Below are 12,982 nucleotides of genomic sequence, written 5' to 3'. Positions count from 1 at the left end.
AACTAGTCCTGTTCCTGCTTTTCCTTATCCCAGTCTTCAAAATCGTCATTATTTAAGTTTCTTAACTTACCATTATTTTCGATTACTGCTTCCACATCTACATCAACATTTATGTTTGGATATATTTCTTCAAGAAAGTTTTTCAGCTCTGCATTAGTATAATTTTTTCTGATCCGGTTGCTTATTCCTAATACATCTGCATGTTTGTCCTGAACTTTTTTCACCAGTTTAAGGGTATCTTTTCTCATCTTTTCTTCAAACATTTTCTGAATATCCTTATCATTTAAATGATCCTCTGCTTCGGAAACGATCAATACGAATTCTAACCGTATAGTCAGATCAATTTCCTCTCCTTTAAAATTGTAATCGTATTCTACATCTCTTTCAACGAGCTCCACATTGGTTGTATCGTCAATCGTCACAAATGTTTTAATAACATTTTCTTCATTATTTAACAAATTCATCAGCATGACTTCTATAGAATCTAATGTTTCAACAATTTTTCCATCTTTGAGGACGGATGCGCCAAAGTAATCCATTTCCAAGTTTTTATTTGAACTGATAAGCGGTATGGAGATATCCGATGTATACGAATGAATACCTCTATATACCTTCCATAAAATGACTTCAGGAGCATATATTTCCCAGCCAGTCTGTTTTTCCAGGAAACCGAATATAGGTACCCCTACTTTTTGAAATGTATTAATCATCTGGTCAATATAGGTATCCATATCCTCTTTTGTAAATGCAATCGCTGGAGTTGCAGGTACATCACGCATTCTCATAAAGGTATTTATTATTTTCTCTATCCCCTCTTTGCCTAACTCTTCATCTAAAACAATAAACCCGATATGTTCCAAATCAATTGTTGTTTCAATTTTTTTCTTAAGCTGCTCAACTGCATCTAAAATCGTAACACCCTTGCCTTCCACTTTGGCCAAATTCCGCTGTTCTGATATCACTGAAACTGGAATTATTAAATATACATGAAACAGCTCTTCATCTTTCGTCAGCCCCATCAAAATAGGCGTGGAACGATAATTAATATCTCTGGAATCCCAGCAGCCGCTTAATAAAATTAACGATACTAAAAGAATGAATATTTTTTTCCAATGATTACGTTTCATGCTTTTGCCTTCTTCCTATCCAAAAGATAAAAATCAGCAGACTGATAATTGAATAAAAACGAAGTGGTATAATCCATATGATATGTGTCTGCACTTGCTCCCATGTAGAAATCATATTGGCTGCCACTGCAATGGTGATAACTATAACTACAAGAGCAATAGATGCATGCAGGCTGCCGACCTGAAACATGTTTTGATATAGCATCCGCAAAATATGCAATAACATTCCTAAAAAAATCGTTGCATAAATAAGCAGACTTAAACCAAAAAGACTGGTCAGTGTTTCAAAGATGGACCATTGAATATCCACAGTGGCTAACATTTCGATATAGGGAAATGTAAAATTCCGCGCTACTTCAAACCCAAAGACCAGCATGGGCGAATAAGCAGCCATAAAAATAAAAGGAATTAAACACCATGAAAACCAGAAAATTGTTTTATAATTGAGCTTCTTTCTTTTGGGCAGAAAAGCAAAAAATAAAAAGGTAGGAGAGAGAATAAGAAAACCAGTAATAAATGGCATTTCAAATACGAAATCAATATTGCTTACCTTCATCGGAAATAAGTTATACCATCTTGCATTGAAGAAGGATAGTATGAAAATAACCACAATAATATAGGATGAAGCTCCTGCAATTAAAAGCGTTGTCCGGAAAATACTCTCCATTGATCCAAGGCCGATATAGGTAGCCGTCGTGACAAAAATAATCATCACATATAAAATTGGTGTCTGATTTAGAAATAATACCGTAGTAAATTCAGCATAGGTCCGGATAGAAACGATAACTGTACCAATAATAAACAGTGATAAAGGAATCATAAATACGATAGAGATGAACCAGCGTTTCTCAGGTAAATATTGCAGGACATTAGGGTTTTCAAGCTTAGACATCCCAAATAATAAAACTCCTACGAGGGCGATATGTGTAAATCCGTGAATCAAAACAATCAGCCAATGTCCGTTATCTACCGTATCCAAAATCAATGTCGGATAGAGAAGAAACATTACCCCTATATTCGTTAATAAAAAAAAGATAATAATCAATAAGTTATTGATTTTCACTTTGGATCCCTTCCTTTTTCCACCGGACATAAGGAACTCCAAAACTCGTAATCCGGGCTATATAGGAGCATAAAACCAACAGACCGATAACATTCCCTAGAATTCCAAATAAAGCAGAGAAAATAACAATGATATACTTCATCAGCCGTAACGTAATTCCATTTTCAAAATTAATTACAATACCATTGGCAATTGTCGTAGCAGCAATAATAATAATTAATACACCACTGACCAAACTTGCTTCTACAATTGCCTGCCCCAAAATAATACCGCCTACAACACCAATCGTATTGGAAATAGAAATAGGCAGACGTACTGCCGCTTCGGTAATTAATTCAATCAAGAGCAGCATAATAATTATTTCCACAAAGGCGGGATAAGGTACAAACTGCCGACTTTCCGTGATAGACAGGGCAAGCTGCACCTTTAGCATTTCAGGATTTATTGTAATCAGTGCTACATAAAGTCCTGGTAATAATACTGCAATCATAATTCCAACAATACGCAGCATATATAAAGAATATACAAATACACTCAGATAATTACTGTCACTCGGCTGTTTAAATACATCAAAAACAGTATTAAACAGTACCAGTGCGAATGGATAACCATCCATAAAGAAGACAATTTTTCCTTGTTCTATGTATTCCATCGCATTTTCCGGAAGCTCTGTGGAGGATACACGGGTAATCAGGGAAAATTTAGAAAAACCAAAGGCAACGTGAATATCCTTCACCTGCTTAATTTCATTTGGATAATCCTCAATTTTCTTTTTAATCATTTCTACCATTTGCTGGTCTGTAGTACCCTTCAAAATAAGAAATGAAAATCGGCGGTTTCTTTTCCCGTGCTGCGTTGTCAGTACTTCAACATCCTTGGATTGATATTTACTGCGTAACAATCCTATATTTTGCTGGCTATTCTCTGTAAAAGCATCCTTTGCTCCATAAATAACCGATTCATTAACTGGTACTTCTATACTTCGATAAAGGGGCTGAGAAACAGGATCCACGATTAAAGAAGCTTCTTCAGCACGATTCCAAATAATCAATTTCCCCTCATACAATGCTTGCATTTGTTTGTTTATTTCCGCTTTACTCCATGTGGTATTTGTCGATTGAACACTTTTTGACTCTTGTGGCTTATTTTCTTTATTACCAATTAATGCCTCCACTATTTCCCACGTTGCTGAAAAATCCACCAGGCTTTCAAAACCAATCACATCATAAGCAGTATCATTAATCATGATGGATTTCATTTGTAAATCTTTATTTTTCTGTTTCAAGTTCTCTATCTCATTCATGAAATCCATTGTCCGCACCCTCTCTCTTCTCCTATCTTTTAGTTATGAACCAGCAAGCACATTTTCATACAAAAAAGTCATCAGGTTTATTTCATTCGGGAGTCTACATTTTTCCACGAACTAAAAAAATAATATAAGAAACCTTTTCTTGTTTGTTCCGTATTATCTATTAAAGAGGTACCATTCGGAGGCAGGATAATATGTTGCGTTTTTTTAAGAGCAAGCGCAGACAAAAAGCAATAAAAAAAGTAAAAGACGGGGATGGACATGCATTGAAGCCGTTTCGTTTTTACGAAGTATTTTATCGTTCCCTTTTTTATATAAAGCTTCGTGAAGATGACGGGGAAATGCACACCTATGCAGTTCATGTTGACTATTTTGATGAAAATGAATCCATTGATTTATACCGTGATGGAAAGCATCATGCAAAAGCTGCTAATCCAGCTTTTTTCCCGGTTCCCGGAGGAATTATTGAGGTCGCAACAACAACATATGGTTTGAAACGAATTCATTATGTGACAGAGGATGAACAGGAGTTTGTATTATCTCCAGATCGTCGTTCAGCTGAAGGCTTGCGGGTGCGCCTCGATGCCAAGTTCCCTGAAATCAGCTCCATCATTGGAAAGCTTGCGGTTATCATTCTTCTAATTTCTATCATATTGGGATTACCGCAGCTGGCTGCCATGATTTCGCAGCTTCCTATCATTGAGGAAAGATGGGGCTCCTTCACATCACCGATAATTCTTCCAGCCTGGATGAATACGACATTGCTGGTTGCTGGAACTATAGCAGCTATTGAGCGTGCCTTAACACTAAAAAATCATTGGCTGATTGACATGGAAACGAGCTGGTGGGATGACTAAATGAAATACAGCTTTGAGATTTAATAGACAGAGCATCTTCATATGTTCTGTTTTTTCTATGTGCAAAAAGAGGTGTACTATTCTACCGCAGATGTACAGGAGAATCAGATACATCTTGAAATTGTTCTCCAGCTGGCAGGAATGAATTTCGATTTTGAAACATTAAAGCTGATTGATGTATGATGAGAAATATATTCAATCAGCTCTTTTTGTATTTTATTCTTCTGTCCATAGCCGTTCAAGCTGATAATTATCGTCTGAAATCTGTAATGCATAAACATCTGGATTACTAAGTTTTCTCCACGCCTCGAATCCTGCGTTTTTATCATAATAATACAGAAGCAGGGATATAATTCCTCCATGTGCAACAATGATGCTGTTATCGGCATCACTTTCGCGTATTTCGTTCACTGCCTCAACAATTCTCCCTGTTGCCTCGTTACTGCTTTCGCCGCCTTCATATTTTAAATCTAAATCTTTATAGGTTGCTTCAAGTTTAGTCATCCAGTCAGGCATTGAAGCAGAGCTGAGCACTCTTTCCCGCAAACGGTTATCCACTTTTATTTTCAAATTATTTTCTTCAGCAAGCGGCTCTACCGTTTGTATTGCACGTAAAAATGGACTGGAAATAATACGATCCACTTTCTTGTCATACAAAAATGCAGCCAGCTTTTCCGCCTGCTCTTTCCCCTTTTCTGTTAAGGGAGCATCGGGAGCCTGTCCTTCTGCTTCACAATGCCGGATGATATAAATTGTTTTATTCATATTAATCAACAACTCCTTCATTGAAAAATTTGATCTATACTCTTAGCCTAACATGGTTTTAGGATATATTTCTGATTTTCATTATTTTTTCGAACCTTTTTCCTCCCTTGTTTGTATAGTCAGTAACAGTGGCAAATTAAAATAAAAAACAACGCTGCAATGAATCAAAGCTGATTAATAATTTATTTTTTCGAAAGGGGTATAAAAAATGAATACATATCAAAAACGTACTATTTACATTTCAACCGTGATTCTTGTTCTCTTGTAAGTTATTTCTTTAATAACAAATCGTTGGGGGTTCTTTTTATGGTGCTTATATCCCGTTTTTCTTAATATAATAATTGCGTTTACCGCTAAGAACAGCAAGCATATACAAATATTCAACCAAAAACATTCGGAGAAACCCGGCCATAGTAATATTGAAAAATAAAACCATGCTTTACTTATTTGATACATTGCATGCACAATGAAATGTAATAGAAAAAACATCATCGCATTGTACTGATTTTAACAAGTTTCATCAGACTATGCTCAAAAAATATACAGATAGGGAGAATGATATGGGGATAGGATATATTGTTTCTTTGATTGTAGTAGGAATACAAATTATACTGATTTTGGCAATAAGCATACCATTTAATCGTAAATATATTGTCAAAGAAGATGGGAAAATAAATTACAAAAAGACAACGGTCTATTTAAGATGGAATATATTTGATACAGTCACAATAGCTGTGGCAGTTTATACCATTCTTTGTACGGTAATATTATTTTTCTTATTAGCTTCCGGAGAAAATATTGAAAACTCCTGGGTGCAATTTTTATCCAATCAGGCCCAAGCTTGGGTAATCGTAACGGTTTGCTATTTTATCAGCCGTATTTCCATGACTTTAAAATCCATCAAAGCCATCTAGAGGATAAAGAAGATGAAGCGTAACGAAGAATGGATGGAGATTTATCAGAATGGAGATGAAACAGGTTTTACTGAATTATATACCATTCTGCATCAGCCGCTCTACTGCTTTTTATACCGGTACACACAGGAAGAGCAGCTTAGTGTCGACATTGTACATGATACCTTTGAAATCCTGCAGATAAAAAAGCACACATTTAACCCTGATAAAGGAACTGTCAAAGCTTATTTGTTCCAAATTGCTTACCGATTATTAATAAATAAGTTAAATAGAAGAAAAAAATGGCGCTCTCTGCTTCCCTTTTTGGTTCCACAGGCTGACCACTCAATAAGCATGGATGAAAAAATGTGGATACAGCAGGCAATCGCCGCATTACCTGATAAACAGCGGGCGATTATTTTACTTGTTTACTATGAGGACCTCCCCCAAAATGAAATTGCATCGATATTAGATATTCCGATAGGTACCGTTAAATCAAGACTACATAAGGCAATGAGCACACTAAAACACGACCTGAAGGAGGATTTTCATGCTGAAGGATGAATTTAATAAAGAAGATAAATTAAAGGAAGAACTGGATCAATTTCATGTGATTGTTCCTGAACGAAAGCTGGTACAAAAACAAACGGCCTGGCAGCGATTTATACGTTATTTAGCTTCTCCTGCAAAAGATCCTTTAGAAAAGACTACTGTCACATTCACAGGATTAAATTTAACAAGAATTGTTCCTTTAGCTTTGGGCATCGTGATAAGTATTGTTCAGATCTGGGTTCATATGTAGAAAGAAATAAGCCTCTCAAATAACGTCGTAAACTGTTATTTGAGGGACTTATTATTAATGATTGGTTCTTCGATACACTTCTCAGCCTGTTCTAAAATACTGTTAAATTCTTTTTTAAATTTTTTTAATTGTACTTGATCCTGAATCGCAACCAGTGCTCCTCTATCATCGTAAATATAATAAAGTACATGCTTTGTCCTATTAATTAAATAAAACCTTACAGAAGAAACATTACGATTCTTCAGTCTCGGCAGCCGTGGCGGAAAATCCTGATTACAAATCGCCTGAATTAATTCGGGATAACAGAGCTGATGCCTTCCTGTCTGGATAGCATATTGACTTACCAGCTCCTCACCCTCTTCTAAACTCTGCATGAATTGCCTGTGCTTGATTTGATACTTATTAGTCTCTTTGAAATATTTTCTGATAAAATCCACTTTGGGATGTATATCAGGAGGATGATAAACACTCACTATTACTTCTATTTCGTCTGATTTGGAAAATAAAGTATTAAACACAGCCTGTGCTTCACAGTTCGCATGATGAAAATAGCTTTCGTTATAACTGTAACCATTGTTTTTAAATGGAGAGGTTTCTTTCTGAAAAACAATAGGGATTGTCATTTTATGCTGACAGAGCGTTTGATGCTGCAAATTTTCTATACCAAATTGTGATCTTAAATATTGATACATCCAGACTGTCTCCTCCCTAGTCCCTTAAAACAGCTCAAAGCGTCTGTTAACGCACAGCCTCCATAAATCGCTCTTTCTCCAGCCTCAATACCTTCTTCTGAATCGAAGCTTCTTCCTCTTCTTGCTCCTGCTCATCCAATATACGAGATGCTGTATCAGATTCTCTGACAAACAGATTAAAGAGATCTGCTTTCTCTCCCAATACATCCAGCATCGCTACGTCAATGCTTTCCTCTGTTAATAAACGATAGACAACAACGTTCCGGGATTGTCCCATACGATAAGCACGGCTGATTGCCTGCTCCTCCATCGACGGCTTCCATTGCGGTTCACATAAAATAACAACGCTCGCTGCCTGAATATTAACCCCGACACCACCGGCAGTAATCTGACTGACCAGTACAGACCCAGCTTCATCTCCTGTAAATGCATCAATAATTTCCTGCCTTTTATGATTAGGAACATCCCCTGTAATTGCCCGATGTGTTCTGTCTTCTAAATTTTTGCTGATGGTTTGGATAACATCTTTAAAATAAGAAAACACCAGCACTTTATGTCCATTTTCTTTGGCATTCTCACAGATTTCCAGCAGCTTCTCCAGCTTCGGCGATTTATCTGGGATTTCCCCCTGCCAGCCCGCACGGCGCATTGCCATAACTTGTTCATCCTTCACAGCCTGCTGATAGAACTTCTCCTCTTCGTCTCCAAAACGAACCCACTCTGGAATAATTTCTAAATCTGGAAGTTCATTTAAGACATCCTTTCGATTTCTCCTTAAATAAACGGGAGCAATTGCTTTACGAAATGCCTTGGGTTGATGCAGGTGCATCTCTTTGGTTAGGCTTTCCGCAATTTCCGGCTGTAAAACCGAGATTAATTGCTTCATCTCTTCCACACTATTTTCCAGTGGCGTTCCGCTCATAAATAAGACATACTCTGCCAGATCAGCTAAATGATAAACGCTTTGTGAACGCTTCGCACTCGGATTTTTCACATAATGTGCTTCGTCAACAATCAAGGCATCAAGGTGAGACTCTTTTTCCAGCTGCATATCACCAGCCAGTTCAAACGTTGTAATTAAGACTCCACGCTCTTCTTTCCAAGCTTTAAACTGTTCCTCCCGATTACTGCCATGAAAGACAAATGTCTGTAAATCAGATCGCTGTTCAATCTCCCTTTTCCAATTAGCAACAACACTTAAGGGACAAATAATAACAGCATGTCCCTGATTGTTTTGCGTAAGATGATTAATAATAGCGAGCGCCTGAATAGTCTTTCCTAAGCCCATTTCGTCACCTAACAGCGTCTTTTTATACAGCAATGCATACTTCGCGCCGAAAATTTGATAATTTCTTAAGGTAATATTCAGCCCTGTTGTATCAAGCGGATAACTGTTCACTGCTTCTACTGCCTCTTGCGGCAAGCTTTCTGAGATATTTTTTGAGTCAAAGTCCGTTGCTTTCTCAATTTCTGTATAGTAGAAAGCATTTTCTGTTTCAAAATGCTTTTTAAGTTCTTCTTTGCTCACCTCAAAATCAAGCATATAATCTAAGCGCTTCTTGATTTTATTTAATTCCTTTTGATGCTTGCTTTTATTTAAATTAGCAAAGGCAGACCTAATTTTCTCCTTCTCCTCTTTCGGCTGGAATAATGCCCCAAAAAAGCTCTTCTGCTTCTTTGCAATTTCAATATCAGGAATTGTTTCTTCATAGTACTCCTGAAATTCCGCCTGCAGCTTCTCCAGAATCTTCAACAGATGCCACTTCTTATAAATAGATTCCAGTAAGCTTACATCATCATTGGAAATATCATCTGGGTTTACACGGGGAATTGCCTGTTCATAGACAGATGCTTTTATCTTTGAAACAGCTTGATAAAGCTCCTCTGCTGTTTTTTCATCCATCCCTTCAAGCTGTATGAAGTCTTCAGGCTTATGATCAGCTATATCTTCCATTGTTTTAAAGCCGTTCTTCATTAAACTATCTACGGGGAGCTCATTTTCCAATGTTAAAATCGTGTCCATCGGCATTGTTTTTAATTGTTCTTTTCCCGAACTTGTTTTCAGCCTCTGCCATATTCCTTTAATCCGATAATTAAATAACTCCTCTGAGCTCATATCGATGCTCTCGTGAATTCGGTTTAACTCCGCTTCTAACCTCTCCACGTCCTGTTTCGTTCTGACCATGATTACTCCTCCTGCTGCTCTATCTGAAACTATATATTTTATATTTATAACAGACAGCTGTTGCGGCATTATTCATACCACCTGCTGCCCTGTCTTTATTTTAAGATTACATTGTTTTATTGTAGCATTGTTTATCATTTGATAAAAAGAGAATACGTCCTTGTCACTACATATTTTCTCTCCATGAAGTACTAAAGCTATTTCACTAGTTCTAACACGGATTAAAAATATTCCTTAATTATCGAAAAAAAACCGCTTGATATAAGAATATCAAACGGCTCGGACAATGTTAATCCTGTCTTATCACGGAGTAATTTTCGTAAAACTTCCATTGATTGAAGTTTCGTTTTATATTTACATAAAGCAAATTCTATGTAATACGGAAAGAATTCGCCCTATGAACCTTTTGAAAAAAATGCTTGTGAGATTTATTTTTACTGTTTCCCTTGAGCAGATATTGGTTTCTGTTTAATAGCTCCTTATAATACTGGGCAAATCCCGCATGTGATAATCGCAAATTAGCCATTCTTTTCATTGGCTCATCTGTTTTATCCATCCTATCATCCTCCTTGCTTTAGCGTATGTACAAGGAGAATCAATTATGTAGGACAACAAAAATAATATTGTTATTTCAAATGTAGACTGCCGGGTTATCCCAGACACTCTGCATAGGGGTACTGTTCTTCACTAGATTAATTGCATTGTAGTGATACAGGTAAAATCATCCTCAAACGTGCTGATCTCCGAGGTTACTTCTTTTCCGTCATGCTTGATTTCGACGGTATATGTCTCATCTTTTGGAAGCCACAGGTCAATAAAGCCATTTTCCTCCGTCTGCATTGTCTCATCTATGACAACATCGCCTTCTGCTGTTTCAATATATACATCAAATTCTTCTTGAACCATTTCTCCCTGACAGCCTGTTAAACTATGAATTTCACAAGGATGTGTCTGTTGAACAAAGGGTGCAATTGAAACAAAAAATTCATCCTCCGGTAAATCATAGACAGCTTCTTCATTTCCCTCATTATCCGTAACAATCAGCTGTTCAGAAGTAATGGATGCATTCTCATCAACAATATCTTCGGTACTATAGTGATGAACTAATTCTTTGATACCGCCCGTTTCTTCCAGCGCATCTTCTTGCTGATTATTATCCTCTCCACCGCAGGCAGCTAATAAAACTAACAGCCCGAACAAGATCAGGCTCAATTTTTTCGTCTTCGTCATGAAATTCACACTCCAAATAGGATTTCTTGTCTTGTATTATACGGGAATGCAGTGATATTTCCTATATAGTCCAGGTAACTGACACAATATAGTTAACTTTATAAGGAAAAAGAGCAATAATGAGCAGGGCGTTCAAAAATAGATGCAAGTGATTTTAAAAATGCAGATTTTCATAGTCTCGTCGTTCCGTTAATAGTACAATTTCATCAATCGCTCTTTTAATATCCTGCCTGGTATTATAAACATGCGGTGAGATTCGGATGATATTTTCCTTTGCAGTTAATACAATTCCCTTTTCTTGAAGCTTATTAACGACCTCAGCAGCCTGTGGATGAACAAATGCAACTAAACTTGTTCTGTTTTTCGGCTCCTCAGTTCCATATATCCTTAATCCTTTTTCACTTCCATACTGCACTGTGAATGCTCCCAACCCTTCAAGATAAGCTGCAATATGAGGAACTCCAATAGATTGAATAAAATCCAAAGACGCTTTGGCAGCATACGCACTGATAAAGGAAGGTGTACCTGAATCAAATTTTCTTACGCCTTCCTTCCCTTTTCCCAGCCATCCTGTCACGACCGGATGAAGCTTATCGGCAATTTCTTGATTAATATACAGAAAAGCAATGCCAGGAATCCCTAATAAATACTTCCTTGTTCCCGTTGCCAGAAAATCAATTCCCATCTCTTTTACATGAATAGGGCAATGTCCTGCAGATTGATAGGCATCAACAAATAATAACGAACCTTTTCGATGTGCAACTTCCGCTATTTCTTTGATATCCAGCTTCAACCCGCTTTTATAATGGACATGAGGAATAGATGTAAGCAGTGTTTTTTCATTGATATGGTTCTCAAAAGATGCCGGAGAAATCTTCCCATGCTCAGATGGAATCACATGAAGCTTCTTCTGAAATTTTGTCTGGGCAGTCCATATATCTGCAACCGTGGGAAAATCAAGGTCTGTGAAAATAACTTCATCTCTTGTTAAAGCATTTGGAAAAGCTGTCGCTATTGCAGAGATAGCATGTGACACCGAGGACACAACCGCTATTTCATCCGGGTCAGCCCCAATTAGTGCAGCAAAGGATTCCCGGGCTCTTTCCAGCATTCCCATTGCTGCATCCCAATTTGTTCCATTAGCCAGTAATTCTTCGTGATACGCTGTGATTGCACGAGAAGTACTTGCCGGCAATAGTCCTTGAGAACAGCTGGCAAGATAATTCCGATTTGTCAGTGTAGGAAATTGCGAGATAATCTCTTCATTCATGTTATCTCTCCTTTTATAGTAAATATTTAAACATAGATGCTTTGTATTTCTTGATCTTCATACGCACGCAATACTTCACCTATCATCGCTGGAACATTTTCCTTTTCTATTGATGCAGATGCATATTGTTTAACCTCATGTCCGCCAATACAGACGCTGTACAAAGCATTTTCAAACAAGCACTGATCATTACTGTCATTACCAAATGCAATAAAATCCTGCACCTGTAAAGCATGCAGCCCTCTTACTTTATTGATTCCAACCGGACTGATATCTATCGCATTTTCATCCTTGTAACAGGTTATACTTACAGGCAGAGTGGATAGCTCATCTATTACGTGCCGTGAAGGCTGAAACAGGACCAGCTTACACAGCTTATGCAGGCTTCTCAGCTCTCGATTCTTTGCTGAAGCCTGATTAATATTCTTATAGATAGGATGTGTCTTCTCTCCAGTAAAAGCATAATCCCAATCACTATCTCCTAAGTAGGTTAACTGATTATCTTCTACCAGTGTTTGAAGCTTTGTAAGTAAACTATCTTGAAAATGAATGACGTCAACCTTTCCGCCATTTGAAGTATATGATCCATTTCCACCAACCAGCTTCCCTTGTTGAAAAGCCTCAGGCAGAACCGGCAGTAAATCCCGGATTGGTCTTGCGGATGCAAAAATCACCTGATGCCCTGCCGCTTTTATTTCATCCAGTGCCTGTATAATGGACGCATCTATTGTTTTTCCATCAAAGCAAATTGTGCCATCTATATCAAAAACAAAATTCATGTGAATCACC

At 37.3% G+C, this 12,982-nt stretch carries 14 protein-coding genes; 4 read left to right on the top strand and 10 right to left on the bottom strand.

Annotated elements, in window-relative coordinates:
* Positions 1-2: 2 nt before the first annotated feature.
* From MKY30_RS08905 to MKY30_RS08895, 3 genes are read right to left on the bottom strand one after another with little or no spacing between them, the layout of a single operon-like run.
* Positions 3-1,127, bottom strand: coding sequence for a Ger(x)C family spore germination protein (locus tag MKY30_RS08905; protein WP_341083558.1), 1,125 nt, complete (start codon positions 1,125-1,127; stop codon positions 3-5).
* The gene (locus MKY30_RS08900; protein ID WP_156985877.1) at positions 1,117-2,190 is read right to left on the bottom strand and encodes a GerAB/ArcD/ProY family transporter; all 1,074 of its coding nucleotides are present in this window, start codon (positions 2,188-2,190) and stop codon (positions 1,117-1,119) included. Before MKY30_RS08900 ends, MKY30_RS08905 begins: the two co-directional genes overlap by 11 nt.
* Complete coding sequence (locus MKY30_RS08895; RefSeq protein WP_341083556.1) at positions 2,177-3,502, bottom strand: spore germination protein; 1,326 nt, start codon at positions 3,500-3,502, stop codon at positions 2,177-2,179. Before MKY30_RS08895 ends, MKY30_RS08900 begins: the two co-directional genes overlap by 14 nt.
* Before the next feature lie 191 nt (positions 3,503-3,693).
* Here MKY30_RS08895 and MKY30_RS08890 point away from each other — a divergent pair, with 191 nt between their 5' ends.
* On the top strand, positions 3,694-4,356 hold the full coding sequence (locus tag MKY30_RS08890) for a hypothetical protein (RefSeq protein WP_147209041.1): 663 nt from the start codon (positions 3,694-3,696) through the stop codon (positions 4,354-4,356).
* Between the two features lie 216 nt (positions 4,357-4,572).
* Here MKY30_RS08890 and MKY30_RS08885 read toward each other — a convergent pair whose 3' ends face one another.
* Complete coding sequence (locus tag MKY30_RS08885) at positions 4,573-5,121, bottom strand: histidine phosphatase family protein (RefSeq protein ID WP_147209039.1); 549 nt, start codon at positions 5,119-5,121, stop codon at positions 4,573-4,575.
* A gap of 560 nt (positions 5,122-5,681) precedes the next feature.
* Between MKY30_RS08885 and MKY30_RS08880 the strand changes: the two genes are divergently transcribed.
* Genes MKY30_RS08880 through MKY30_RS08870 form a run of 3 tightly spaced genes read left to right on the top strand, consistent with a single transcriptional unit; the run spans position 5,682 to position 6,816 of the window.
* The gene (locus MKY30_RS08880) at positions 5,682-6,035 is read left to right on the top strand and encodes a group-specific protein (protein WP_341083552.1); all 354 of its coding nucleotides are present in this window, start codon (positions 5,682-5,684) and stop codon (positions 6,033-6,035) included.
* A gap of 3 nt (positions 6,036-6,038) precedes the next feature.
* Entirely contained in the window at positions 6,039-6,578 is a 540-nt protein-coding gene (locus MKY30_RS08875) for an RNA polymerase sigma factor (RefSeq protein ID WP_379546893.1), read from the top strand.
* Entirely contained in the window at positions 6,565-6,816 is a 252-nt protein-coding gene (locus MKY30_RS08870; RefSeq protein ID WP_156985879.1) for a hypothetical protein, read from the top strand. Before MKY30_RS08875 ends, MKY30_RS08870 begins: the two co-directional genes overlap by 14 nt.
* 35 nt (positions 6,817-6,851) lie before the next feature.
* On the opposite strand, the gene MKY30_RS08865 is transcribed toward MKY30_RS08870, so the two are convergent.
* From MKY30_RS08865 to MKY30_RS08840, 6 genes are all read right to left on the bottom strand, one after another.
* Positions 6,852-7,508 (bottom strand): DUF3885 domain-containing protein, encoded by a 657-nt coding sequence (locus tag MKY30_RS08865; protein WP_341083549.1) that lies wholly within the window; start codon positions 7,506-7,508, stop codon positions 6,852-6,854.
* A gap of 46 nt (positions 7,509-7,554) precedes the next feature.
* Positions 7,555-9,693, bottom strand: a complete 2,139-nt coding sequence (locus MKY30_RS08860; protein WP_341083546.1) for a DEAD/DEAH box helicase — start codon at positions 9,691-9,693, stop codon at positions 7,555-7,557.
* Between the two features lie 370 nt (positions 9,694-10,063).
* Complete coding sequence (locus MKY30_RS08855) at positions 10,064-10,249, bottom strand: hypothetical protein (protein ID WP_147209027.1); 186 nt, start codon at positions 10,247-10,249, stop codon at positions 10,064-10,066.
* A 131-nt stretch (positions 10,250-10,380) separates the two neighbouring features.
* Positions 10,381-10,923, bottom strand: coding sequence for a CueP family metal-binding protein (locus MKY30_RS08850; RefSeq protein WP_341083544.1), 543 nt, complete (start codon positions 10,921-10,923; stop codon positions 10,381-10,383).
* A 154-nt stretch (positions 10,924-11,077) separates the two neighbouring features.
* Positions 11,078-12,193 (bottom strand): aminotransferase class V-fold PLP-dependent enzyme, encoded by a 1,116-nt coding sequence (locus tag MKY30_RS08845; RefSeq protein WP_341083541.1) that lies wholly within the window; start codon positions 12,191-12,193, stop codon positions 11,078-11,080.
* A gap of 26 nt (positions 12,194-12,219) precedes the next feature.
* Positions 12,220-12,972 carry an HAD family hydrolase gene (locus MKY30_RS08840; RefSeq protein WP_339284337.1) on the bottom strand — a complete coding sequence of 251 codons (753 nt, stop codon included), beginning with the start codon at positions 12,970-12,972 and terminating at the stop codon, positions 12,220-12,222.
* Positions 12,973-12,982: the final 10 nt, after the last annotated feature.

This window comes from Oceanobacillus sp. FSL W8-0428, from assembly GCF_038004405.1.
GTDB lineage: Bacteria > Bacillota > Bacilli > Bacillales > Amphibacillaceae > Oceanobacillus > Oceanobacillus sojae.
The sequence above is the reverse complement of the archived record's forward strand: the minus strand, read 5'-3'. Positions and strand labels throughout refer to the sequence as shown.